This window comes from Pseudomonas sp. ME-P-057, from assembly GCF_030208975.1.
Classification (GTDB): domain Bacteria; phylum Pseudomonadota; class Gammaproteobacteria; order Pseudomonadales; family Pseudomonadaceae; genus Aquipseudomonas; species Aquipseudomonas lutea.
On the sequence record NZ_JARVSX010000022.1, the window covers coordinates 76,843 to 101,679 of the forward strand.

A 24,837-nucleotide genomic window follows, 5' to 3' on the forward strand; every position below is an offset into this window, starting at 1 on the left:
GCGCCTTGGCTGGTCAGGCCCGGGCCATGACCAGCCGCGCCGGACGTTCGGCAGGACGTGCGTTGCCGTCGAACATCAGGCTGGTATCAGCGTCGGCGCCGTACAGGTCATTGAGAAACTGGCCGTTGAGCTCGGCGCCGTTGCCATCGAAATGAATCCGCCCGCCTTTCAGCGCCACGGCGCGCGGGCAATAACGCACGGCGTAATCGACCTGATGCAGGGTGACCACGACGGTCTTGCCGTCCTGGCGATTGATGTCGGCGAGAATTTCCATGACCTTGCGCGCGGACTCGGGGTCCAGGGAGGCGATCGGTTCGTCAGCCAGAATGACTTCGGCCTGCTGAGTCAGCGCGCGGGCGATGGCCACGCGTTGCTGCTGCCCGCCAGACAGCGTCGAGGCCCGTTGCGGCGCCAGGTCAGCCAGGCCGACGCGCTCAAGATTGGCCATGGCGCGGGCCTTTTCCTCGGCATTGAACAGCCCAAGGCTGCCACGCCAGCGCGGCATGCGGCCCAGACAACCGAGCAGCACGTTGTCGAGCACGCTGAGGCGATTGACGAGGTTGAATTGCTGGAAGATGTAGCCGATGTCCGCGCGCAGACGGCGCACCTTGCTGTTGAGACGGCCCGAGGCCTGCACTTCACGGCCCAGCACCTGGACGCTGCCGCCGTTGTCACGGTCGCAACAGGCAAGGCCGGCGAGGTGGCGCAAAAGCGTGGACTTGCCGGAGCCGGAAGCGCCGATCAGCGCCACCATTTCTCCGTGTTGTATAGACAATGCGAGGTCAACCAAAGCGGTCTTTCGGGCGAATGTCTTGTTCAAGCGGTCGACATGAATGGCTGCGGTCATGGGCTTCTCTGGTCTTGTGATTCCAGCGTCCTGCCGGGAGTGAATGATCAGACGCACGACCGTCCATGGCCGCGTTCGGTGCGAGTGACATTAGGGGCAGCCTGTGGCAGTTCCATGAATCGACGATGACTGTGGGGTTGCACTTCGGAGACGGTTTGATGCGGGATTTTTCGCGAGGATCGTGGACAGGTTGGCGCGCAAGGGCGATCTAGCCGCCGCCCGCGCTAGACAAGTTGCACGGATGTCGAGGCTGAATGGGCGAGTCCGAAGGTGAGGCTGAAACAAATAATTCGTGCCGTTGGTCCGTTGGCCTATCGCGATACAGCAAGTGCGACTGCATTAGCCGTACAGCGTTGGTCGCAGCACTGCAGAACAGATCCCTGGCAGCGGTTCTGCAGAAGCCGACTTGCTGGCGAACGCGGAGGGCCAGAACCGAAAGTGTCGGCTGCCGAAACCGGTTCGCCAGCAAGCCGGTTCCTACAGTTCCGCGTCGTGCCTGGGTTGGTGGGGCTGGCTTTAGCCGGGAAAGCGCCCGGTGTCACACCGCAGAAGTGGCGTGTTGAAACTGGCCTCTTCCCGGCTGAAGCCGGTCCCACTGTGGAATGCGTTTCGTCCAAGAGGGCCGGGTTCAGCTTGCGATGGACGCAGAGCGTCCCGGGATGCATACCCACGCAGAGCGTGGGCACGATCAGATGCCTGGCAGCGGTTCTGTAGGAGCCGGCTTGCTGGCGAACGCGGTGGGCCAGAACCGAAAGTGTCGGCTGCCGAAACCGGTTCGCCAGCAAGCCGGCTCCTACAGTTTTCGCGTCGTGTCTGGGTTGGTGGGGCTGGCTTTAGCCGGGAAAGCGCCCGGTGTCATACCGCAGAAGTGGCGTGTTGAAACTGGCCTCTTCCCGGCTGAAGCCGGTCCCACTGTGGAATGCGTTTCGTCCAAAAGGGCCGGGTTCAGCTTGCGATGGACGCAGAGCGCCCCGGGATGCATACCCACGCAGAGCGTGGGCGCGATCAGATGCCTGGCAGCGGTTCTGTAGGAGCTGGCTTGCTGGCGAACGCGGTGCGCCAGAACCGAGAGTGTCGGCTGCCGAAACCGGTTCGCCAGCAAGCCGGCTCCTACAGTTCCGCGTCGTGCCTGGGTTGGTGGGACCAGGTTTAGCCGGGAAAGCGCCCAGTGTCACACCGCAGAATTGAGCGTATTAAGACTGGCCTCTTCCCGGCTGAAGCCGGTCCCACTGAAAGCACTGCGGATACCTGTGGGACCGGCTTCAGCCGGGAAGCTGTTGCTCTGCTTTTGATTCGCTTTTGATCTTCATAAGCAAAAAGCCCAGACACCGCCAATCGCGACTTGGGTGCAGGCTGAACGCAGGTCTCGCTCCGTGGGCCGAGCGGCATGGATGCCGCGAGAGCCGCCCCCCGCCATGGATGGCGGATGGCGGCGGGCCAACGGAGCGAGACCGGAGTGAAGGAACCCGACGAAGGAAGATCCTAACCAGGAGCAAGCACCCTTGGTTACTTGGGGATGGTGCGACTTTCGACTTTTCCAAGTAACTCGCCGAAGGCGAAACAGTCTGCCCCCAGGCAGGCGCCCTTGATCTTGAGGATCTTGATCTTGAGGATCCTGATCCTGATATGCGATCTAGATCCGAAACGTCCCCACCAAATGCTGCAACCGCGCAGTCTGATGCTCAAGATGAGCACACGCATCCAACGTGGACTTCAGGTTATCCACGCCTTCCTGATTAAGCGTATTGATCTCCGTAATGTCGACATTGATCGACTCCACCACCGCCGTCTGCTCCTCGGTCGCCGTCGCCACCGACTGATTCATACCATCGATCTCGCTGATCCGACGCGTCACGCTGTTCAAGCGCTCCCCGGCCTGATTGGCAATCACCACACTGCTCTCACTCTGACGCTGGCTCTCGGTCATATTGATCACCGCGTCGCGAGCGCCGACCTGCAACTCCTCGATCATCCCCTGCACCTGCTGCGCCGAATCCTGCGTACGGTGCGCCAGGTTTCTCACCTCATCGGCGACCACCGCAAACCCACGACCCGCTTCCCCTGCCCGCGCCGCTTCGATGGCAGCGTTAAGCGCCAGCAAATTGGTCTGCTGCGAGATACCGGTGATGACTTCCAGAATCTGCCCGATATTGGCCGTCTTGTTGTTCAGCGTTTCAATGTTGGCACACGACTCGCTGATCTTCTCGGACAGCTGATTCATTGCCTTGATCGTCTGGCTGACAACGCCCTGGCCTTCGCTGGCCAGTTGCGTGGCTTCGCTGGAGTGCTGCGACGCCAGCGCGGCGTTCTGGGCGATTTCCTGGGCGGCAGCGCCGAGCTGGTTGATCGCGGCAGCCACGCTGCTGGTGCGGCTGGTTTGCTGATCCGAATTGCCCATCGACGAGTTGGATGCGCCCACCACACGAGCGGCCACCTCGCCCAACTGCCCTGCCGTCGAGGCCACTTCGCGAATCGAGCCGTGGATGCGCTCGACGAAGCGGTTAAAGGACTGCGCCAGTGCACCGAATTCGTCCTGCGAAACAATGGCCAGACGCTTGGTCAGGTCGCCTTCACCGTCGGCAATGTCCTGCATCGCGCGGCTCATCTGGTGCAACGGCTGCATCAGCACGCGGATCAACAGCCCCAGCGCCAGCATGATGATTGCCACGGCGATGACCATGGCGAAGATCGCCGAGGAGCGGAATTCGCTGAGCATCGAATAGGCCGCGTCACGGTCGAGGACCAGCGCCACGTACCAGTTGGCCGAAGACAGGCCCTCCACCTTGGTGAGCGAGATGATCTGCGCCTTGCCGCCGGACTCGATTTCCGCAACCCCGGGCGCAATGCTCGGCGCGCCGTTTGGATAGGCTTCGCTGACGTTTTTGAGCAACAGCTTGCTGTCCGGGTGAATCAGAATCTTGCCGTCGGCGCTGACGATGTACGCGTAGCCGTGGCCACCGAAGTTCAGCGAGTTGATGGTCTTGCTGATGGCGTCCAGGGAAATGTCCGCGCCGGCCACGCCGATCATCTGCCCCTGCTGGCGCACCGGCGTGGCCAGGGTCACGACCAGCTTGCCCGACGAAGCGGCAATGTAAGGCTCGGTGACGATGATGCCCTGCGCCGCATCGGCCGCCTTGTACCAGCCACGGGCACGCGGGTCGTAGTCGGCCGCGCGATTGCCGGCGGGCACGGAGAACATCACACCGTCCTTGCCGCCGAAATAACTGAGCTGAAAGTTGTCCGGGTAGACCGGCAGCCCGATGACGCGCTGCAGGCTGCTCGCCGCCGGGCCGTCAACAGCGATCTGCTGGGCCATGGAGTTGAGCAGCTGAGTGCGGCTGTCGAGCCAGGTTTGAATGTTTTGTGTGGTCAGACTGCCCAACTGTTGAAGTTCGGAAGCGACGTTGTTTTTCAGGGTTTCACGTTGGCGATAATCGTTCACCAGAATGAAACAGGAAAAGGCAACTACCACTATCAGTGCAGCGGCCAGCAGGATCTTTCTGCTGAAACCCAGACGTTTGATCATATGAGTATTTCCATAACCGGAGATGACAGCGACGCGAATGCGGTGCCGACAGGTGCGCTGCCCCCTGCACGCGGTCTGCAGGGGAAAAATAGGCACGGCATGAAAGCTGTTTCGGCCGCGACGGTGCGGAATTTAGGGCAGTTATAGATGAAAGTTCGGGGGCGGTTAATTGAGGGAGATCCCAGTCAACTTCCATTCAAACGCACAGCGTTATTTCAATGAGTGGATCCAATAAAGACCATTGCTTATATAAGGCTTAATTAACAGCCGCTAATGTTCAGGCGTTAATTGGTAAAGCTTTGTGTGTGGCTACGTGACGCAGAGCGTCAGGTTCTGCACTCCCGCGCGGAGCGTGGGAACATCAGTGAATTGAAAGGTGTACACGCCCTGTAGGAGCCGGCTTGCTGGCGAACGCATCACCCCAGTCAATATGTCATCGCCTGACTGCCCGGGATTGTAGGAGCGCTTGCCCGCCAAGGCATTTCATCAGGCACTGATGCGCTGACTGACATAACGCATTCGCGGGCAAGCGCGCTCCTACAGGTGTGATGACAGCCCGTGCGGTGAATATCCATGCGACCTGGAGCGTCAGGGTCTGCATTCCCACGCGGAGCGTGGGAACGATCATGTCATCGCCTGACTGCCCGGCACTGTAGGAGCGCGCTTGCCCGCGAAGGCATTTTTCCCGGCAATGATGCACTGACTGGCACACCACATTCGCGAGCAGCCGCACTCCTGCGGGTCTGATGACAGCCCTCCCTTACGACGCCAGATGACAGCGCACCCGCTCGCCTTCTGCTGCGCCTCTGACGGGAAGCAGCGCCTGAGGCTGTTCGCAGCCAGCCGTGGCTTTGGGGCAACGGTCGCGAAAGAAGCACCCGGTCGGCAGCGTGCGGTTGCCCGGCAGCTCCGTGGGCGCCGAGGCCTGCGCCTCATCCACCGCCACGCCCAGACGCGGCACCGCCTCCAGCAGCAGTTGCGTGTACGGATGCCGCGGCCGCTCCAGTACCTCGGCGGCGGTGCCCAGCTCGACGATCTGCCCCAGGTACATCACCGCCACCCGGTCGGCCATGTGACGCACCACCGAGACGTTGTGGGAGATAAGGATGTAAGTGAGGTCGCGGCTGCGTTGCAGTTCGGCCAGCAGGTTGAGGATCTGCGCCTGCACCGAAATATCCAGCGCCGACGTTGGCTCATCAAGGACGATGATGTCCGGGTCCGAAGACAGCGCACGGGCAATTGCAATGCGCTGACGCTGCCCACCGGAAAACTGATGGGGAAAGCGCTCCAGGTACTCGGTACGAATGCCCACCTGAGACGCCACTTTCGCAGCGATGGCACGCATCGCCTGGCGCGGCGCAGACCGCTGCACGAATAGCGGTTCAGTGATGATTTTCCACACTGGCAATCGAGGGTCGAGGGACGACTGCGGGTCCTGAAAGACGATCTGTACGTTGCTGCTGCGCTCTTGCTCGGTGCTGTAAACCCAGGCCAGCCGGCCCGCCGTCGGCTTGATCAGCCCCATCAGCAATTGCGCCAGCGTGCTTTTACCGCAGCCGGATTCACCGACCACGCCCAGGGTTTCACCGGCGCGGACCTGCAGATCAATGCCGTTGAGGGCATGGGCAAAGGCCTTGGGACGACCGAGCCAGTCTTTGCCCATCGGGTAATGCACGCGCACGTCGTGCAGGGCGAGGATGGCCGGGCTTTGGTCCGGCAAGGGTTTGAGGGCCGAGCGGTTCATGTCCGCGACTCCTGTGCGGTGACGGGGTGGGGAACGCTCAGCCAGCAGGCGCTCTTGCGGTCCGCAATGACATTGAGGGTGTGCATCGGCGGACGCTTCACGCATTTGGGCATGGCGAAGGCGCAGCGATCACGGAACGTACAGCCGTCCGGCAACGCCGACAGATTGGGCACCTGACCGGGGATGGTCATCAGATCCTGCCTTGGCTCGACCTGCTCCGGCAAACCACTGAGCAGCCCTCGGGTGTAAGGGTGTTGAGGGTCGGCCATGACCTGCGCCGTGACGCCCTGCTCCACCACCGCGCCGGTGTACATCACGTAGACGCGGTCGCAGAACTGCGACACCAGCGCCATGTCATGGGTGATCAGCAAGATCGCCGTACCGCGTGCCCGCGCTTTCTCGCGCAGCAACAGCAGGACTTGTCGTTGCACGGTCACGTCGAGCGCCGTGGTGGGTTCGTCGGCAATCAACAACTGCGGATCGCAGGAGAACGCCAGGGCGATCATCACCCGCTGGCGCATGCCGCCGGACAGCTCGAAGGGGTAGCTGTTCATCACCTGCTCGGGGTCGGCGATGTGCATGTCGCGCAGCAAAGCGATGGCTTTGGCCTTGGCTTCGGCCTTGCTCAGGCGCTGGTGGTGAATGATCACGTCTAGCATCTGCCGGCCGATCCGGCGGGTCGGGTTGAGCGCGGTCATGGGTTCCTGGAAGATCATCGCCGCGTCACGGCCGCGCACACTTAGCAGGTCCTTCTCTTTGGCGGTCAGCATGTCGCGGCCAAGGATGCTCAACCTGCCGCTTTTCACCTCGTAAGATCGCTCCGGCAGCAGGCGCAGGCTGAGCATCGCGGTGACCGACTTGCCAGAGCCGGACTCGCCGATAACACCGACGATCTCACCGGGATCGACGTGCAGCGACACCCCGTTGAGCGCCTTGACGGTGCTCTTGTAGGCCGGGAATTCAATTCGCAGGTCATCAATGACCAGCACCGGTGCAGGCCCGGCAAGGGGCTGTTGAGCAGTAGCGGTCATGGTCATTTCCCCTGTTGCCGTGGGTCGAGCAGATCACGCACGCCGTCGCCCAAAAGGTTGAAGCCGGTGGCGGTGATCAGAATCGCCACGCCGGGAAAGGTCGAGTACCACCACTGATCGAGGATGTAGTTACGACCCGTGGCGACCATCGCGCCCCACTCCGCGGTCGGCTGTTGCGCGCCAAGGCCGATGAAACCCAGCGCCGACGCCATGAGGATGGCGCTGCCGATGTCCAGGCTCAGCTGCACCAGCAACGGCGGCATCGCGTTACGCGCGACGTGCCAGCTGACCATGTGCCAGCGCCCGGCACCGAAGGTCTCGGCGGCTTTGACGTAACCCATCTGGCGGATACTCAGGGCCTGCCCCCGGGCCAGCCGCACGTAGAACGGAATCCGCACCAGCGTGATGGCGAGCATGGCGTTGAACAGGCTCGGGCCGAGCGCAGCGGCCAGGGCCATGATCAGCACCAGAGACGGCACCGACAGCATGATGTCCATCAGGCGCATGATCAGACCGTCGAAACGTCCGCCAATGATCCCCGACAGGCAGCCGAGCAACCCCCCGGCCAGACACGATGCGAAGGCCACAAACAGCCCGACGCCAACGAATTGCCGGCTGCCGTACAGCACGCGGCTGAACAAATCGCGGCCCACTTCATCGGTGCCAAACCAGTGGGCGGCGGACGGCGCAGCCAGGCGTTGGCTGAGGTTCAGGGCGTTGGGGTCATGGGACGCGAGCCAGGGCGCGAACACCATCACCAACAGCACCATCATTGTGATCAGCAACCCCGCCATGGTCAGCGGACTGCGGCGCACTTGGTGCGCCAGGTAAGCAAACGTGTCTTGCCAGCGCGATGCCGCCGGCAGTGGCGCCACGGCGGGCGCGGTGATCGGAGTGGACATTCAGTTGACCTCGCCAATGCGCGGGTCGATCAGGCGGTACAGCAGATCGATCGCCATGTTCAGCAGCACATAAATGAAGGATACCATGATCGCGAAACCCATCACGGCGGGGAAATCCAGGGACTGGATAGACTTGACCACGTAAGCGCCCATGCCCGGCCAGGCAAACACGGTTTCGGTGAGCACCGCGCCGTAGAGCAGATCGCCCAGGGTCAGGCCCAGCACCGTCACCGAGGGAATCAGCGCGTTGGGCAATGCGTGGCGCAGGATTACCGCCCACTTCGACAGGCCGTAGGCCCGCGCGGTACGGATGTAGTCTTCGCCCAGCTGATCGAGCATCGCCGAACGGATCTGCCGCGCAACCACCCCCAGGTTGACGAAGCCCAGGGTGATGGCCGGCAGGATCAGATGCTGCAATGCGTTGAAGAACAGCGCCGTGTCGCCGGCCAGCAGCGAGTCGATCAGGTAGAAACCGGTGACGGTCCGCGGCGGCTCCAGCCCCTCGTCAAGGCGACCGCTGCCCGGCAACCAGTTCAAATGGCCGTAGAACAACACGATCAGGCCCAGCCCGAGCCAGAATGCCGGGGTAGAAATCCCCGTCACTGCCAGGGTTCGCGCCACCTGGTCGATGAAACGGTTGTGATACACCGCCGACAGCACGCCCAATGGCACGCCCACCAGAATCGACAGGGTCAGCGCGACGAGGGCCAGCTCCAGCGTGGCCGGGAAGAATGCTTGCAGGTCTTCAAGCACGGGACGATGGGTGCGAATTGACGTGCCCAGATCGCCTTGAAGCAGGTCCATCATGTAGCGGCCGTACTGTTGATACAGCGGCAAATCCAGCCCCAGTTGATGGCGGATATTTTCGACAATGGCGTCAGTGGCACGGTCGCCCGCGATCAGCCGCGCCGGGTCGCCCGGGATCAGGTGGGAAATCGAAAAGGTAATCAGGGAAACGCCGAACACGACCAGCAGCAGGCCGCCGAGGCGTTTACGCAGCATATTCAGGAAGGCCATCAGGCACCTCGGTCACGCAGTCGATCAATAACGCGAAACAGCTCGCGGACACAGCGTTGCACCGCATGGGCCGCCAGAGCGACGGAGCCATGCAATGCGACAGCGACTTACCGGTGAAACGCTTACTTGGTGATCGTGCCGACGTTGAACACTTGCTCCAGCATCGGGTTGAACACGTAGCCCTTGACCTTCTCGCTCATCGGCAAGGTGTAGGCCTTCTGATACAGGTAGGCGTAGACGCTGTCGTTGAGCACGATCTTCTGCGCCTGCTGGTAGAGCTCGATGCGTTTGCCCATGTCGTTGGTGGTGGCCGATTCGCGGATCAGCGAGTCCACCGCCGGGTTGTCATAGAACGAGCGGTTGCCCGCCAGCCCCTTCAGCTTCGAGTCGAAGAAGAAGTTCATGAACATGTAGGGGTCGGCGAAGTCCGGGCTCCACGAGCCGATGGCGATGTCGAAGTCGCCGCTGCCCAAGCGTTCACGCATGCTCGCGTTGGCGAGCTTTTCCAGCTTCAGGTTGACGCCCAGCGGCTGCAGTCCCGCTTGCAGGGTCAGGCCTATCGGCTCCCAGTTCGGGTCTTTGTCGGAATACATGAACGTCAGGTTGCTGACCTTCGGCGAAACTTTCGCCAGGTCGGCTTTAGCCTTGTTCATGTCCTGCTTGAAGGCCGGCTGTTTCTCGTCGTACGCCCACATGCCTTGTGGAATCGGGCCGTTCAACGGCTTGGCTTTGCCTTTGAGAATGCCGTTGATGATGCCGTCGTAGTCCAGCGACTCGACAATGGCACGCCGCGCGTCCGGGTTGTTCATCGGCGCTTTTTGCGTATTGAGGTACAGCAGCGTCACGCGCAGTGATGGATAGTCACCCACAACGATGCCGGATTTTTTCGCCAGCGCTTCTAGCTGGTCTTCGGGCATGTCCTCGATGATGTCTAGGTCACCGTGTTCAAGCTGCAAGCGGCGCACCGAGGCCTCACCGATGATCTTCACCACGACCTTTTTCAGCGTCGGTCTGGGGCCAGCGTAATAGCTGTTTTGCTCCATGGTCAGGGTCTGGCCTTTCTGCCAGTTGACCAGTTTGAATGCGCCGGAACCTGCGGTGTGGTTCGACAGCCAGGCTTCCGCGCCTTCGGGTTTCTTGGCCACGTCGGGATTGATGATCGCCGCGCCGTTGTGGGCCAGCGTCGAGAGGAATGGCGCATAGGGTGCTTTCAAGGTGAAGCGCACGGTGAGCGGATCGACCACCGACACCGTCATGTCATCAGGGAAGGCGCCAGAGGGCCCCTGCTTGAGCTTCATTACCCGGTCAAACGAAAACTTCACGGCGTCGGCGTTGACCTCGGCACCATCATCGAACTTGTTGCCCGGCTTGAGCTTGAATTCCCAGGTCAGGTTGTCCGCCGAGGTGGTCCAGCTGCTGGCCAGTTCCCCCGCCACTTCCGTGCTGCCTTTGCCGTTTTCGACTTTGTAGGTGACCAGCCGCTGGTAGGCCGGGTAGGTCACGGTCCAGTCGTTGTTGTCGATGGTCACGGCCGGGTCGAGGGTTTGCGGATCGGACGGTTTGCCGATCATCAGGGTGTCCTGGGGGACGGCTGCGCTGGCCGACTGCCAGGCGCCGAGGCCCATGGCGGTGCAGAGGACTGCCATCGCCAGCGTGCGTGGAGTAACGATTGATTTCATGCCGGTTCCTTGATCATTCGATGTATGGAAGTTCGTCAGGTTTGTTATTGAAGCTATACCGGGCAGTTTAAGCTCACAGGCCTGAGGCCTGCGAAATGGCGCACCTTGCTCATGCAAGTTGAGGTGTCGCCAGATTCAGCCGGGATTCATGGTCGTCCCGGTCGTGTGTGTCAGGTTTGTGCGGTGTGCTGCTCTACTCTCCCTTTTGCTGCTTGCCGCTTGCCGCCTGCTGCTTGCCGCTTGCCGCTTGTCCATCTCAGCCCGCCGGCCCCACCGAACCGTCGTTAATCAGCGGATAGGCGTCTGCCTCGGGCAGTTCGTAGTGCCACCACTCGCTGTCGATGTAGGTAAAGCCTGCCGCCAGCATGATGCCCAGCAACATCAGACGATTGCGCTGTACCTCGGCGGGCAGGTCGGCGAAGAACTGATGGGAATGCTCGCGCATGTCATCGAACCCGGTGCCCATGTCCAGGGCCTTGCCGCTGGCATCAATCAAAGTCAGGTCCACCGCCACACCGCGGGTGTGATGAGAACCCAGGCTGGGGTCGCGCACGTACTCGGGGTTGGGCAGCGCCTGCCAGAGCAAATATTGCGCATACGCCGGGCGATAGGCATCGAATACGCGCAGGCGCAAACCGGCCTGTCGCGCCAGAGTGCTGGCCTTGCGCAGGCAGCGCTCGGCATCGCGGTGCAGCAGGCAACGCGGGTCCTGGTAAATCTGCTTGCCGGCGAGGTTGTCGGCGCCGGCATAAATCAGGTCGATCTCGACCTCAAGCGCATCGGCGTCGACTTCGACGAGGGGGCTGTTCACGTAACGACTCTCCAGATCTGCGTGTTGATTCAGTGTTGCCTTGTGGATGAAGCTTCCCGGCTAAAGCCGGTCCCACTCCTGGTCCAAATCATTGCGCGGCACCGACCGCACGTAGCCCCGGTTCTAGCCCTGTGGGACCGGCTTCAGCCGGGAAGCTGTTGCTTGTGAAACCCGCTACAGCCGGGCAATCCTGCTTACTCAAACTGGCCAAACACCTGCTGCAGCTCACGGTTCTTCGCCAGGCGCTGATCCAGACGCTCGCCAAATTTCTCCGCCACCGCCGACACCATCAGGTTGAACAGGCAGGTCAACGGCGCAAGGGAATCCCAGAACTGGCCCACGTCGGAGTTCAGCTGCAACAAGTCGCTCGGGTAATCACGGGCCCACGGGCAGTGAAAGTCGGTGACGAAAGCCAGCCCCACGTTCTGCTGATGAGCGACTTCGCAAAACGTACGCGTCACGGCTGAATACGTGCGGAAGTCGGCGATCACGGCATAGGGGTCTTGAAACTGCGAATTGAGGGATTCGGCATAAGTGCCGGACAGGCCATCGACGTAGTACACCTTGGGCCGGATGTACTCCAAGTGGCTGAAAAAGGCGTTGAGAATGCCGCGTGTGGTCTGAATGCCAACGATGAACACGGCCTCGGCGCTGTACAGTCGGTCCACGATGCGGGCGAAGGTTTCGCTGCGGGCCAGGGCGTACACCCGCTGAATGGCCTCAAGCTCGCGGTTCATTGAACGCTCCAGCGCATCGCCCTGGGTGTTTTCTTCGCGAAAGGCACCCAGCCTGTCAGTGATAACCCAGGGGCTTGCGCTGTCACCCCGCAGGCTCTGTTTGACGTCGTCAAGGTTGCGGTAGCCCAAAGAGCGCAGAAATCGCCCCACCGAAATACCGGTGGTTCCGGTCTGCTGGGCGATGCTGTCGGCCGTTTCGAAAGGCAGCTTTTGTGGATTGGCCAGCAGATAGCCTGCGATGCGCTTGCCCGTAGGCGTCAGGTCACTGAAGCGTTGCTCCAGCGCATCGAGAAAAGGGGTTTTCTGCATGGGTGTTCCGCTTCTGAAGCGTGGCGCGCAGGCGTCGGAAATGTTATCCGGCGGTCATTCTGCGACAGGATGTTAGCAACATAACATCGCAATTCTCGCCCTTACAACGGTTTTTTCCAAAGATTTCAAGTAAGGGATTTTGGTGAATCAGGGTGGTGCGAGGGTTAGGCCAGATGCGCGATTGGGGGGCAAAAATGGGGGCTTGGTAGGGAGATAATGTAGGGCGCGAGGGTTGCCTCTTCCCGGCTAAAGCCGGTCCCACAAGGACATGCGATCCATTAGCGGGCCCTACAAGGACACGCGATCCATTGGTGGGAATCGCATGGAGATCCGGTTCATTAGTGGGATCCACGTGGCGATGCGGTGTATTAGTGGGACCGGCTTCAGCCGGGAAGAGGCCCGTGTGAACACCCCGAATCTTTAGGTGTCACCAAGCTACCCTTCCCGGCTAAAGCCTGTCCCACATGGGAACGCGGGCCCCCGTGAAATCAGCGCAGGTTGGTCTTCGCCAGCTCCAGCACCATGTCGGCCTTGCCATTCATCACAGCCTTGAGCATGAACAGGCTGAAGCCCTTCGCCTGTGCCAGCTTGATCTTCGGCGGCATGCCCAATTCCTGTTTTGCTGTCACAACGTCCACCACCACAGGCCCCGGATGTTCAAACGCTTTCTTCAGCGCGTTCGGCAGGTCTGCGGAGTCTTCAACACGAATGCCCAGAATCCCTGCACCGATGGCGATGTTGGCGAAATTGGTGCGATCGAAGTCGGTGTCATGGGGCACATAGCCGCCCGCCTGCATCTCCATCGCCACGAAGCCCAGCGAGCTGTTGTTGAACACCACCAGCTTGACCGGCAGGTTCAACTGGCGGATCGACAGCAGATCGCCCATCAGCATCGACAACCCGCCATCGCCGCACAGCGCCACCACCTGCCGCTGCGGGAACGCCGCCTTTGCACCGAGTGCCTGAGGCATGGCATTGGCCATGGAGCCGTGGTTGAACGAGCCCAACAGCGAGCGCTTGCCGTTCATGGTGAGGTAACGCGCCGCCCACAGTGTCGGCGTGCCAACATCGACGGTAAAGATCGCGTCCGGGTCGGCGTAGGCATCTACCAGGCGAGTCAGGTACTGCGGATGGATCGGCTCGCCGTGGCCTGATGGCGTGGCCAGTTCGTCCAGTTCTTCGCGCGATTTGGCGTAGTGGTCCAGCGCTTTGTCGAGGAACTTGCGGTCGGTGTGTTCTTTCAGACGCGGGAGCACCGCATCGAGGGTCTCGGCAATGCCGCCAGCCAGACCCAGCGCCACGGGCACACGGCGGCCGATTGCCGTGGGGTCGATGTCGATCTGAACGACCTTGGCTTTATCCGGGTAGAAATTACGATACGGGAAGCTGCTGCCCAGGATGACCAGCGTGTCGCAGGCCATCATGGCGTGGTAGCCGGAGCTGAAGCCGATGAGGCCGGTCATGCCGACGTCGAAGGGGTTGGCGTATTCGATGTACTGCTTGCCGCGCAGCGCGTGGACGACTGGCGCGGAGAGTTTTTCGGCCAGCGCAACCACTTGATCATGGGCGTCGGCGCACCCGGCACCGGCGAGAATCGTCACTGCCTTGGAGCCGTCGAGCAGGTCAACCAGCCGCTGCAGGTCGGCTTCTGCCGGGATCACCCGCGCAGGTGCATGATCGACCCATTGAGGCTTGATGTCTGGTGCCGCGCTCAGGGCGACGTCGCCGGAGATCACAATCACTGCCACGCCGCGTTGGCTGATCGCTGCACGCATCGCCCGCTCCAGCACGCGCGGAAACTGCTCCGGGGTGCTGACCGTTTCGACGAAGTGGCTGCACTCTTTGAACAGGTCGGTGGGATGGGTTTCCTGAAAGTAATTCAGGCCGATTTCGGAAGAGGGAATCTGCGCAGCAATGGCGAGCACCGGCACACCGCTGCGGTGGCAGTCATACAGGCCGTTGATCAAATGCAGATTGCCCGGACCACAGCTGCCTGCGCACACCGCCAGTTTGCCGGTGGACGCCGCCTCGGCGCCGGCCGCGAACGCTGCGACCTCTTCGTGACGGGTGTGCATCCACTGGATCTTGCCCAGGCGCTGCAGGCTGTCGGTCAGCCCGTTCAGGCTGTCGCCGCTGACGCCCCAAATCTTCGAGACCCCGGCAGCAGCGAGGGTTTGGGCGAGGTAATCGGCGATGGTTCTGCTGGACATGGGGCAAATTCCTTGTCGAGTCGAATGAGCGCGCGAGGCCTTGGATAGACCGTGCGCGTGGTCTCAAATCGACCCGCAGCGCCTGACACAGTTCAGTGCGTGTGGGTGGGTGCCATTTTTGAGCGCGCTGGAATCCGTAGATAGTCGGCTTGCTGGCGAACGCGTTGTGTCAGTCAGCTTCTGCGTAACTGGCAGATCGGGTTCGCCAGCAAGCCGGCTCCTACAGGTTCGTGCGCCATGTGTGAGGCCCGCGTTAAGGGCGTGCGCCATGTGCGAGGCCAGCGTCAAGGGCGTGCGCCATGTGTGAGGCCCGCGTCAAGGGCACGAACCATGCGCGAGGCCAGCATCAAGGACGTGCGCCATGTGCGAGACCAGCGTCAAGGGCGTGAACCATGCGCGAGGCCAGCGTCAAGGGCGTGAACCATGCGCGAGGCCAGCGTCAAGGGCGTGCGCCATGTGTGAGGCCCGCGTCAAGGGCACGAACCATGCGCGAGGCCAGCGTCAAGGGCGTGGGCCATGTGCGAGGCCAGCGCCAAGGGCATGCGCCATGTGTTAGGCCAGCGTCGTTCGGGAAGCGAGCATTGGGGCCTTTCAATCTCACACCGGCGGCTGCACCACGGTTTTGCTCGGCGCGGCGATCTGCACTTTCGGGTTGACCGGGGTGGCGGCAGGCGTGGCGTACTGCTGTTTCAGGTGACCGTCCTGATCGAGCAGCCAGGCGTCGAGAATCTCCCGCACCACCGGCCCGGCCACGCGACCGCCCGCCTCGCCGTTTTCGATCATTACCGAAACCACGATCTTCGGATTGGCGGCCGGTGCAAAGCCGACGAACAAGGCGTTGTCGCGATGCCGTTCCAGGGTCTTCTCACGGTTGTAGCGCTCGCCCTGCTTGATCGCCACCACCTGCGCGGTACCGCTCTTGCCGGCGATACGGTATTGCGCGCCTTGCGCAGCGGCGCGCGCGATACCGCGCGGGTCGTGCATCACCGCCTGCATGCCGTTATTGACCTGATCCCACTCGTGGGGGTCACGCAACACGATGTTCGGCATCGGGTGTTCGTCTACCGGCGAGACCCCGCCTATTTCCCTGGCCAGGTGCGGACGGTGCCAGATGCCCTTGCTCGCGATCAGGGTGGTCGCCTGGGCCAGTTGCAGCGGCGTGACCTGCATGTAGCCCTGGCCAATGCCGAGAATCACCGTTTCGCCCGGGAACCAGGCCTGGCGTCGGGTGATGCGCTTCCATTCCTTGGACGGCATCAGCCCTGCCGACTCCTCGAACATGTCCAGCGAGACCTTCTGGCCGATGCCGAACATGGTCAGGTAATCGTGCAGACGGTCGATGCCCAGCTTGTGCGCCAGGTCGTAGAAATAAGTGTCGTTGGAACGCATGATCGCTGCGTTCAAATCAACCCAGCCGTCGCCGCTGTGGTTCCAGTTCCGATATTTGTGATCGAAATCCGGCAACTGGAAATAGCCCGGGTCGAACACCCGCGTCGACGGCGTCACCACGCCGCTGTCCAGACCGGCAATCGCCACCTCAGGCTTGATCGTCGAGCCGGGCGCGTACAACCCGCGCAGTACGCGATTGAACAGCGGCCGGTCAACCGAATCACGCAGCGCCGAATACTCCTTGAAGCTGATCCCGGTCACGAACAAATTGGGGTCGAAACTGGGCTTGCTGACCATTGCCAACACTTCACCGGTGGCCGGGTCGATGGCTACCACCGAGCCGCGGCGGTCACCGAGCGCCTCTTCGGCGGCCTTCTGCAGCTTGATGTCCAGACTCAACGTGATGTTTTTACCGGCCACCGGGTCGGTGTGCTTGAGCACCCGCAACACCCGCCCCTGAGCGTTGGTTTCGACTTCTTCGTAGCCGACGTGGCCGTGCAGCTCGCTCTCGTAAAAACGCTCGACGCCGGTCTTGCCGATCGATTGAGTGCCGCGGTATTCGACCTGATCAAGCTGGGTCGCTTCTTTTTCATTGATACGCCCAACGTAGCCAATCGAGTGCGCAAAATGCTCGGCCAACGGGTAATGACGCACGAACTGCGCCTCGACATCCAGCCCTGGAAGGCGGAACTGGTTGACCGCCAACAGGGCGATCTGCTCTTCGGTCAGCTCATAGAGCAAGGTCACCGGCACAAACCGATGCGGCGAGTTCTTCATGGCCTTGTCGAAGATGATGCGATCCTCGTCCGGCAGATTGAGAATCTGCATCAGCGTGTCGATCACCGCATGCCAATCGCCGGCGCGCTCGCGGGTCATGGTGAGGTTAAAACTGGGACGGTTGTCGGCGAGAATCACGCCGTTGCGGTCGAAAATCAGTCCGCGCTCCGGCGGAATCGGCAACACGTGAACGCGGTTGTTTTCAGAAATGGTCGAGTGATAAGCGAATTCGGTGACTTGCAGGAAGTACATGCGGCACACCAGGGCGACGCTGAGCATGGCCACGAAAACAGCACAGGCGATCAAGCGTTTATTGACCAGCCGGGTTTCCTTCTCGTGGTCTTTAAGGGGTATTGGATCGGGCATTTCTGCAGCTACTCGGTGAACAGAAGGACGGCATACACAGCAACCCGCAAGGGAAAGCGGGACGCAAATGGCGTGCACGATACCAAGAAGTCGCCTCGGCAACGGGGCCGGCTTTATGAAGATTCTGTCAGGTTGGCGCGATTGCCCAAGTTAGGACGAAGCGAGCCTGCTCCTGCGTGGCAGCGCAAAGCGCCGGGACCCACAAAACTGACTATCGAAAAAACGTCACTGTTACGGGATCTGTAAAAGTCATTTACCAAATCCGCCGCCGCAATACGTCGTAACACATCTATCATGGATATCGGCATCAAAAGATGATGAGCGGTTATGGCACCTCCCTGCCTAGCGTGCGCCTTTCGTGCGCTGGCTTGCCAGAGACCCAATGTCACACCCTGCCAAGAGCCACCTGCCGAGCACATCGTATGCGCGGCAATACCCGTGATAAAGAACGCAGAGTACAGCCCCGGCACGGACCATCTTGATGGCCTGTGGCGGCGCGGTTTTGCAGGAGCCCAGAATGACAGAGAAACCCAAAGGACTGACCCGGCGCCAGCTGCTGAAGTCTTCAGCCACCACCCTGGCAGTTGGCGCCGCCGCGACCGCTCAGGCGGCCACCGTCGTCGGCGTTCCACAGTGGGTGCCCTTCGACCATAACGGCCCCATGCACTACGACACGCCCGGCTGGCAGTTTTTCACCGACGCCGAGGCCGCGACGGTGGAAGCCATCGTGGCCCGGTTGATCCCTGCCGACGACCTCAGCGTCAGCGGCAAGGACGCCGGTTGTGCCGTGTTCATCGACCGCCAGTTGGCCGGCGAGTACGGCACGTTCAGCCGTTTGTACATGCAAGGCCCCTTCGTACAAGGCACGCCGATGCAGGGCGATCAGTCGGAACTGGTACCGCGCCAGCGCTACCGTCTGGGCCTGGCCGGCCTGGAAGCGTATTGCCAGAAGCAGTTTCAGAAAGGCTTTGCCGCCCTCGCCCCCGAGCAGCAGGACAAGGTCCTGACCGGTGTGGAAAAAGGCGAGATCGCGCTGGACGGCATCGACAGCAAATTATTCTTCCAGCAAGTGCTGGGCAACACCATGGAAGGCTTCTTCGCCGACCCCGTGTATGGCGGCAACCGCGACATGGTGTCGTGGAAAATGATCGGTTTTCCCGGTGCGCGCTACGACTACCGCCCCTACATCGGTCTGCACAACCAGAAGCTGAATCTGGTGCCGCTCTCCATCATCGGCAGCTCCGCCTGGAACAAGAAGGGTTAATTCGACATGGCCAAAAAACTACCATCCACGGACGTCGTGGTTGTCGGGCTCGGCTGGGCCGGATCCATCATTGCCAATGAACTGGCGGACGAAGGCCTGAAGATTATCGGCTTCGAACGCGGCCCATGGCGCGACACGGCGGTTGACTTCAACCTGGCCTCGGCGACGGACGAACTGCGCTTCGCGCGCCGTCAGGACCTGATGGTCAGGACCCGGCAAAACACCACCACCATTCGCAACAACGTCAACGAGACCGCACTGCCCATGCGCAGTTGGGGCTCGTTTCACCCCGGCAACGGCACGGGCGGCGCGGGCAATCACTGGGCCGGCATCACCTTTCGTTTCCAGCCACACGAGTTCCGGCTGCACAGCCACCTGACCGAACGTTACGGCAAAGAGCTGTCGCCCGAGCTGACCCTGCAGGACTGGGGCACCGACTGGGACGAGATGGAGCCTTTCTACGCCAAGTTCGACCGCCTGGCGGGCATCTCCGGTAAAGCCGGCAACATCAAGGGCGTGATCCAGGAAGGCGGCAACACCTTCGAGGGCCCGCGCTCCGAGGAATACCCGAACCCGCCGACCGCGCAGACCTACGCGCCGACGCTGTTCGCCGAAGCTGCAAAGAACCTGGGCTACAAGCCGTTCCCGGTGCCTTCCGCGCTGCTGTCACGCCCTTACGTCAACTCGCTGGGCGTAGCGATGGGCGAATGCACCTTCTGTGGGTTCTGCACCAACTACGGTTGCGCCAACTACTCCAAGGCCAGCGCCATCACCACCGTTCTGCCGGTGCTGGTGCGCAAGCCGAACTTTACCGCCATGACCAATTGCGAAGTCCTGCGCGTGACCATGGACAGCAGTGGCAAGCGCGCCACCGGCATCGTCTACATGGATTCCAACGGCGAGGAATGGGAACAGCCGGCAGAGCTGGTGGTGATCAGCGCCTTCATCTTTGAAAACGTGCGCCTGATGCTGCTGTCCGGCGTCGGTCAGCCGTACGACCCGGTGACCAATACGGGCACCACGGGCCGCAACTACGCGTACCAGACCGCCAACAGCGTGCGCATGTTCTTCGATGACAAGAACTTCAACCCGTTTATCGGTGGCGGCGCCATCGGCATGGGCATCGACGAGTTCAACAACGACAACTTCGACCACTCCGGCCTGGGTTTCGTCGGCGGCGGCAGCACCCGGGTAACCCCGATCGGCGCTGCGCCCATCGACTCGCGCCCTCTCCCGCCCGGCACCCCGGCGTGGGGTTCGGAATGGAAAAAAGCCACGGTCAAGAACTACGCCAGCACCATGTCCATCGGCTGTGAAGCGAGCAGCTATGCGACGCGCACCAACTACCTGTCGCTGGACCCGACCTACAAGGATCCGCTGGGCCGTCCGCTGCTGCGTATCACCTTCGACTTCCCGGACAACGACCGCAAGATGGCGGCGTACGTCACCGGCAAGGTCGGCGAGATTGCCAAGAGCATGAACCCGCGGCAGATGGTGCCCAATTCTCAGCAAGGGCACTGGAACAGCGCGCCGTATCAGTCTTCGCACATCGTTGGCGGCTTCATCATGGGCGCTGACCCGAAGAACAGTTCGGTGAACAAATACCTGCAGGTGTGGGGCGTGCCTAACCTGTTTGTGGTCGGCTCATCCGCCTTCCCGCAGAACCCGGGCTACAACCCGACCGGTACGGTGGCGGCACTGGCATTTAAAGCAGCGGACGCCATTCGTACGCGCTACCTCAAGCGTCCAGGGGAGATGATCAGCGTATGAAGACTCTTCTGACTGCTTGCGCAGGCGTTATCGGCCTGTCTGTGTCTCTGGCTCATGGGGCAACCGGCGCCGATTCCTACAACATTGTCGAGAAGGGTCGCTACCTGACCACCCTCGGCGACTGTACGGCGTGCCACACCATCCCTGGCAAACCGCTGTTTTCCGGCGGGGTCATCCTCGACACGCCGTTCGGCAAACTGGCGGGCGCAAACATCACCCCCGACCCGGCGACCGGTATCGGTCGCTGGAGCTTCGAGGACTTCCAGAACGCCATGTCCAAAGGCCATGGCCTGGACGGCAAGCGTCTGTACGGCGCCATGCCCTTCACCGCTTACACCAAGGTGCGGCGTGAGGACAATCTGGCGATCTTTGCGTACCTCAAAACCGTCGACCCGGTGGACAACAAGGTCGAGACCAATCAGCTGCCGTTCCCGTTCAACGTGCGCACCAGCCTCATCGCATGGAACCTGATCAACTTCAAGGAGGGCGAATTCAAGGCCGATCCGAACAAGTCCGAGCAGTGGAACCGCGGCGCTTACCTGGTCGAAGGCCTGGGCCACTGCGGCACGTGCCACACGCCGAAGAACCTGATTGGCGGGGACAAGAACGATCAGTTCCTCAGCGGTGCGAACCTGCAGAACTGGGTGGCGCCGAACATCACCTCCAACGGCCATGACGGCATCGGCGCGTGGAGCGAAGCCGACATCGTCAGCTACCTGAAAACCGGCGCAAACCGTTTTGACATTGCGTCCGGGCCGATGGCCGAGGAAGTGGAGCACTCTTCGCAGCACTGGAAGGACGAGGACCTGCTCGCCGTTGCGGTGTACCTGAAGGACGGCGCCAAGCCGGTCGAGGCCGCCAAACCGCTGGCGGAGACTGACGCGGCCATGGTCGCGGGCAAGGCCATCTATGGCGACCGCTGCTCGGCCTGCCATACCCCGAACGGCGAAGGTGCGACCAACCTGTTCCCGAAACTGGCGATGGCGCCGCTGGTAAACAGCAACGATCCTTCATCGCTGATTCGCGTAGTGCTGGCCGGTAGCCGTGCCGGTGCAACCGACGCAGCGCCGACGGCTCCGGCCATGCCGGCATTTGGCTGGAACCTGTCGGACGAGAATGTCGCGGACGTGCTGACGTATGTGCGCAACACCTGGGGCAATGCCGCCCCGGCGGTCTCGGCGTCAGACGTGAAGGATGTGCGTGAGGGCTTGCGGCCAAAGTAGGTGTGTTGGCTCGCTGATGCTTAAGGAAATGCCTGGCCGCAGAAGTGGGGCCAGGCATTTTTTTCGGCCTGGGGAAATTGGACATCACTAGCATCTGCCTAACGACAGAGCACAGACCTCCCCAGCTAGAGCCGGTCCTACGGGAGCGCGACACTTTTTTGTGGGACCGGCTCACGCGCCGTTGTCTGTGCCACAGACTCAAGCGCCGCTGTCAGTGGGACCGGCTTTAGCCGGGAAGAGGCCCGTGCTGGCAGCCAATCCTCGTGAATGATCTACATACCCGACCCACCATTCACTTGTACGATGTCTTATCACGAGGTATTACTAGGGTCCCCGTAAAAAAATAAAACAACGGAGATTGCTACATGGACTCATCCCTGTCCGCCTTGCCCGAAAGCCTTGATCGTAACCAGGGTAATACCCGCCGCAGCTTCCTGAAAAAATCCCTCGCCGTTTCCGCCACGCTCGCCACCGTTGGCAGCGCCGCACTCCCCCGCCTGGCCGACGCCGCCGAGCCTCTCAGCCAGCGCTACCCCGACCCGCTGATTCATATCCTCGATGACAGCTTCCTGGAGTTGCGCGTGTTCAACGCCAGCGTGGAGAAACTCGCCACCGGCATGCGTTGGGCCGAAGGGCCGGTCTGGGTCGGCGATGGCCGCTATCTGCTGGTCAGCGACATCCCCAACAACCGCATCATGCGCTGGGACGAGATCACCGACACCTTCTCCGTGTACCGCGAACATTCCAACTTCTCCAACGGCCTGTGCCGAGACCGACAGGGCCGTTTGATCGCCTGCGAAGGCTCGACCACCACCAGCGAAGGCCGGCGCATCACCCGCACCGAATACAACGGCACCATCACCGTGCTGGCCGACAGTTTCGACGGCAAACCCTTCAACTCGCCCAACGACATCGTCTGCAAAAGCGACGGCTCGATCTGGTTCACCGACCCGCCCTTCCAGACCAGCAACAACTACGAAGGCCACAAAATCACCCCGTCCCAGCCCCACGCGGTTTACCGCATTGACGGCGACAGCAAGAAGGTCACGCGGGTCATTGACGACCTCGCCGGCCCCAACGGCCTGTGTTTTTCACCCGATGAGAAAACCCTTTACGTCGTCGAAGGCCGCGCCAAGCCCAACCGTCTGGTCTGGGCCATCGCGGTCAAGGACGACGGCACCCTCGGCGAACGACGCAAGCACATCGAGGGCCTGGATTACGCCGCGATCGACGGCATGAAATGCGACGAAGCCGGCAACCTCTGGTGTGGCTGGGGCGGCAACGGCGATCCGAAAGCCGACCTGGAAAAACTGGACGGCGTGCGCGTGTTCAACCCCCAGGGGAAAGCCATTGGGCATATCTCGCTGCCAGAGCGCTGCCCCAACTTGTGCTTTGGTGGACGTGAAGGGAACCGGCTGTTCATGGCGAGCAGCCATTCGATTTACTCGCTGTTTGTGAATACGCGTGGGACGTCGTTTGCGTTGTAGAGGTTTTTAGTTGGGGCGACGGCCGAACGGCCGTCGCACATGAAGCGCTACACTCAGGTCCGGGCGGAATCGTCGAACTGATGTGTTATCGGAAATAGCACGACTGCCCGAAAACTCTTTCCATTGGACCATTTCGAAATGAGCGCATCACTGACTCCAACGATTACGCTCCGGCTGCGCAATGTTTCTGATCAAGAACGCCTCGCTCAAAGTTATCTCATTATCAACATCGCCATCTTCCAAACACCTAAATTGGCATTCACCGATTGCAGCGCGCACTACATCGCATAGCGCCAGCGACTTCAAATTCACTTCGAGCCACAGTGAGCGCTGGCCCTCATGGCTCATCCGCACATCATAAATAGCCTCGGTTTTTACGACTTGGTCCTTTAAATAGATGAATTCTTCGTCCGCAGCGACACACGAATCGCTTTGCTTCAAAACCTCTAGAACGTGCCCGGTCATCGTCTCACTGGAAAAACCCAAGTCTGTATGCATGACTCATGAACCGTGCTTCCTCGCTCTAACGGTAGAAATATCGATTGGGTTACGAACCCCGATATAGAATAAAGGGGGCCGTCCCCTTTACTATACTCAGACCTTGATTAAACAGAACCGAGACCTAAGACCTAGGGCGGCTGTTACATCGAATCAGCAATAACCCGAGGCCAGCCCTTTTAGACAATCACAGAAAATAAAGAGGCCGTTATTCAAAGCCTAATCCTTGGTGAAGAACTCAATTAAAAGCGGGTGAATCCCGGGAATAACTCCCTTTAAGTAGACCCAGTAGAGATATACCGCTGTTGGCTCAGTTGAGTCTCCTTTTTCCCATTCCTCTTGAGTTCCATAGCAGACGATTACACACCTGGCAAGATTTGAAAGGTCGGCGTTTCGTCCACATTGCTGGTCGTGCAAAACCCAGAGTTCATGCATCATCTTTATTATTGCTGGGTCGCGTCGATCTATTTTTCGACAAGCGACCGCTTTTTTTAGATGAGGAACAAGACTTGGCGTTCGCTTGTCAAAAATGCTGGAAAATGTTCCATTGTCAAACAGCTCTAGCAAGAACTTTCCAAACAGACGTCTAACTGTGTCGTATGACAATCCCTCCTCAACGAACCGTTGTTCGAGTGCTGCCATCTCTAGATCTTCTATCTCATGAATCATATTAATGCTCCATCCTTGATACCAAGGGCCTTCATTACTCGCGTGCAAGAACGGCAGAAAGGCAACGCTTTTCCGTCATTCCTCAGTGTGGTGAAGGTGGCACCTTTAACAAGTTTTTCAGTTGAGGTACGGTCTGAACGTTATGTTGCTTCGCAATAAGGCTGAGAAGGTCTGCCTCCCCACATTGACTGTGATAGAGAGCAGTGCGCTTATCTTCGGGAACGGAAGCGTAGAGTTGTTCCACGACAGGATGATGCGCACCGCCTCCACCCGCCGCTCCGCTGTAACCGACCTTAGGCTCGGGGAGGGGCCAATCCTCACCGGTTGTACGAGCGCCTTTATTATTCGGTGTGATCCCCTTTAGACGGGCAAGTCCCAGCGGGTCAAACCACGCTGTCGGATTCGGCACGTATTGGTAAAGGTTAAGCCCACCCTGATAACCGATAGGGTCTTTACTGATAAACCGGCCAACCCCCGGATCATAGTACCGATGCCGGTTGTAGTGCAGGCCGGTTTCGGGGTCGTGGTATAAGTTAGCAAAAGGTGTCCGTCCCGTTTAGCTCGAAAATTCCTCAGCAGAC

General features: G+C 60.7%; 17 protein-coding genes and 2 pseudogenes. 4 read left to right on the forward strand and 15 right to left on the reverse strand.

Annotation, left to right across the window (positions count from 1 at the left end):
- Window positions 1-13: 13 nt before the first annotated feature.
- The 12 genes and pseudogenes from phnC to mrdA form a co-directional block, all read right to left on the reverse strand.
- Window positions 14-847: a phosphonate ABC transporter ATP-binding protein gene (gene phnC, locus QRN48_RS12835; protein WP_285350957.1), complete on the reverse strand. Its 834-nt coding sequence runs from the start codon at window positions 845-847 to the stop codon at window positions 14-16.
- Between the two features lie 1,633 nt (window positions 848-2,480).
- The gene (locus tag QRN48_RS25400) at window positions 2,481-3,245 is read right to left on the reverse strand and encodes a methyl-accepting chemotaxis protein (RefSeq protein ID WP_420806895.1); all 765 of its coding nucleotides are present in this window, start codon (window positions 3,243-3,245) and stop codon (window positions 2,481-2,483) included.
- 93 nt (window positions 3,246-3,338) lie between these two features.
- Window positions 3,339-4,373, reverse strand: a pseudogene (locus tag QRN48_RS25405) (HAMP domain-containing protein); the annotation flags it as partial.
- 760 nt (window positions 4,374-5,133) lie between these two features.
- Window positions 5,134-6,117, reverse strand: coding sequence for an oligopeptide/dipeptide ABC transporter ATP-binding protein (locus tag QRN48_RS12845; protein WP_285350961.1), 984 nt, complete (start codon window positions 6,115-6,117; stop codon window positions 5,134-5,136).
- Window positions 6,114-7,154, reverse strand: a complete 1,041-nt coding sequence (locus QRN48_RS12850) for an ABC transporter ATP-binding protein (RefSeq protein WP_285350963.1) — start codon at window positions 7,152-7,154, stop codon at window positions 6,114-6,116. Before QRN48_RS12850 ends, QRN48_RS12845 begins: the two co-directional genes overlap by 4 nt.
- The gene (gene ddpC, locus QRN48_RS12855; RefSeq protein ID WP_285350964.1) at window positions 7,151-8,050 is read right to left on the reverse strand and encodes a D,D-dipeptide ABC transporter permease; all 900 of its coding nucleotides are present in this window, start codon (window positions 8,048-8,050) and stop codon (window positions 7,151-7,153) included. Before ddpC ends, QRN48_RS12850 begins: the two co-directional genes overlap by 4 nt.
- Window positions 8,051-9,067, reverse strand: a complete 1,017-nt coding sequence (locus tag QRN48_RS12860; RefSeq protein WP_285350966.1) for an ABC transporter permease — start codon at window positions 9,065-9,067, stop codon at window positions 8,051-8,053.
- Between the two features lie 122 nt (window positions 9,068-9,189).
- Window positions 9,190-10,746, reverse strand: a complete 1,557-nt coding sequence (locus QRN48_RS12865; RefSeq protein WP_285350968.1) for an ABC transporter substrate-binding protein — start codon at window positions 10,744-10,746, stop codon at window positions 9,190-9,192.
- Window positions 10,747-11,002: 256 nt separating this feature from the next.
- On the reverse strand, window positions 11,003-11,557 hold the full coding sequence (gene ddpX / locus QRN48_RS12870) for a D-alanyl-D-alanine dipeptidase (protein ID WP_285350969.1): 555 nt from the start codon (window positions 11,555-11,557) through the stop codon (window positions 11,003-11,005).
- A gap of 194 nt (window positions 11,558-11,751) precedes the next feature.
- Window positions 11,752-12,603, reverse strand: coding sequence for a MurR/RpiR family transcriptional regulator (locus QRN48_RS12875; protein ID WP_285350970.1), 852 nt, complete (start codon window positions 12,601-12,603; stop codon window positions 11,752-11,754).
- Between the two features lie 488 nt (window positions 12,604-13,091).
- A complete protein-coding gene (gene poxB, locus QRN48_RS12880) occupies window positions 13,092-14,813 on the reverse strand; it encodes a ubiquinone-dependent pyruvate dehydrogenase (RefSeq protein ID WP_191943352.1) in 1,722 nt (573 codons plus the stop codon).
- Between the two features lie 597 nt (window positions 14,814-15,410).
- Window positions 15,411-17,345 (reverse strand): penicillin-binding protein 2, encoded by a 1,935-nt coding sequence (mrdA, locus tag QRN48_RS12885; protein WP_052075091.1) that lies wholly within the window; start codon window positions 17,343-17,345, stop codon window positions 15,411-15,413.
- Between the two features lie 517 nt (window positions 17,346-17,862).
- On the opposite strand from mrdA, the gene QRN48_RS12890 reads away from it, so the two are divergent.
- From QRN48_RS12890 to QRN48_RS12905, 4 genes are all read left to right on the forward strand, one after another.
- Window positions 17,863-18,609, forward strand: a complete 747-nt coding sequence (locus QRN48_RS12890; protein WP_191943353.1) for a gluconate 2-dehydrogenase subunit 3 family protein — start codon at window positions 17,863-17,865, stop codon at window positions 18,607-18,609.
- A gap of 6 nt (window positions 18,610-18,615) precedes the next feature.
- Window positions 18,616-20,379, forward strand: a complete 1,764-nt coding sequence (locus QRN48_RS12895; RefSeq protein WP_285350975.1) for a GMC family oxidoreductase — start codon at window positions 18,616-18,618, stop codon at window positions 20,377-20,379.
- Window positions 20,376-21,602, forward strand: coding sequence for a c-type cytochrome (locus QRN48_RS12900; protein ID WP_285350977.1), 1,227 nt, complete (start codon window positions 20,376-20,378; stop codon window positions 21,600-21,602). The genes QRN48_RS12895 and QRN48_RS12900 overlap by 4 nt, the downstream gene beginning before the upstream one ends.
- Before the next feature lie 365 nt (window positions 21,603-21,967).
- Window positions 21,968-23,089 carry an SMP-30/gluconolactonase/LRE family protein gene (locus tag QRN48_RS12905; RefSeq protein ID WP_285350979.1) on the forward strand — a complete coding sequence of 374 codons (1,122 nt, stop codon included), beginning with the start codon at window positions 21,968-21,970 and terminating at the stop codon, window positions 23,087-23,089.
- Between the two features lie 147 nt (window positions 23,090-23,236).
- On the opposite strand, the gene QRN48_RS12910 is transcribed toward QRN48_RS12905, so the two are convergent.
- The 3 genes and pseudogenes from QRN48_RS12910 to QRN48_RS25410 all read right to left on the reverse strand — a co-directional run.
- Window positions 23,237-23,587 carry a hypothetical protein gene (locus QRN48_RS12910; protein ID WP_285350981.1) on the reverse strand — a complete coding sequence of 117 codons (351 nt, stop codon included), beginning with the start codon at window positions 23,585-23,587 and terminating at the stop codon, window positions 23,237-23,239.
- A 219-nt stretch (window positions 23,588-23,806) separates the two neighbouring features.
- Window positions 23,807-24,256: a hypothetical protein gene (locus QRN48_RS12915; protein ID WP_285350983.1), complete on the reverse strand. Its 450-nt coding sequence runs from the start codon at window positions 24,254-24,256 to the stop codon at window positions 23,807-23,809.
- 364 nt (window positions 24,257-24,620) lie between these two features.
- Window positions 24,621-24,785 (reverse strand): annotated as a pseudogene (locus QRN48_RS25410) (RHS repeat-associated core domain-containing protein); the annotation flags it as partial.
- Window positions 24,786-24,837 lie beyond the last annotated feature (52 nt).

Bases quoted from the DNA above. Each gene is read 5' to 3' on its own strand.
- phnC (WP_285350957.1), bottom strand. From the start codon at position 847: ATGACCGCAGCCATTCATGTCGACCGCTTGAACAAGACATTCGCCCGA.
- QRN48_RS25400 (WP_420806895.1), bottom strand. From the start codon at position 3,245: ATGGGCAATTCGGATCAGCAAACCAGCCGCACCAGCAGCGTGGCTGCC.
- QRN48_RS12845 (WP_285350961.1), bottom strand. From the start codon at position 6,117: ATGAACCGCTCGGCCCTCAAACCCTTGCCGGACCAAAGCCCGGCCATC.
- QRN48_RS12850 (WP_285350963.1), bottom strand. From the start codon at position 7,154: ATGACCATGACCGCTACTGCTCAACAGCCCCTTGCCGGGCCTGCACCG.
- ddpC (WP_285350964.1), bottom strand. From the start codon at position 8,050: ATGTCCACTCCGATCACCGCGCCCGCCGTGGCGCCACTGCCGGCGGCA.
- QRN48_RS12860 (WP_285350966.1), bottom strand. From the start codon at position 9,067: ATGGCCTTCCTGAATATGCTGCGTAAACGCCTCGGCGGCCTGCTGCTG.
- QRN48_RS12865 (WP_285350968.1), bottom strand. From the start codon at position 10,746: ATGAAATCAATCGTTACTCCACGCACGCTGGCGATGGCAGTCCTCTGC.
- QRN48_RS12875 (WP_285350970.1), bottom strand. From the start codon at position 12,603: ATGCAGAAAACCCCTTTTCTCGATGCGCTGGAGCAACGCTTCAGTGAC.
- poxB (WP_191943352.1), bottom strand. From the start codon at position 14,813: ATGTCCAGCAGAACCATCGCCGATTACCTCGCCCAAACCCTCGCTGCT.
- mrdA (WP_052075091.1), bottom strand. From the start codon at position 17,345: ATGCCCGATCCAATACCCCTTAAAGACCACGAGAAGGAAACCCGGCTG.
- QRN48_RS12890 (WP_191943353.1), top strand. From the start codon at position 17,863: ATGACAGAGAAACCCAAAGGACTGACCCGGCGCCAGCTGCTGAAGTCT.
- QRN48_RS12895 (WP_285350975.1), top strand. From the start codon at position 18,616: ATGGCCAAAAAACTACCATCCACGGACGTCGTGGTTGTCGGGCTCGGC.
- QRN48_RS12900 (WP_285350977.1), top strand. From the start codon at position 20,376: ATGAAGACTCTTCTGACTGCTTGCGCAGGCGTTATCGGCCTGTCTGTG.
- QRN48_RS12905 (WP_285350979.1), top strand. From the start codon at position 21,968: ATGGACTCATCCCTGTCCGCCTTGCCCGAAAGCCTTGATCGTAACCAG.
- QRN48_RS12910 (WP_285350981.1), bottom strand. From the start codon at position 23,587: ATGCATACAGACTTGGGTTTTTCCAGTGAGACGATGACCGGGCACGTT.
- QRN48_RS12915 (WP_285350983.1), bottom strand. From the start codon at position 24,256: ATGATTCATGAGATAGAAGATCTAGAGATGGCAGCACTCGAACAACGG.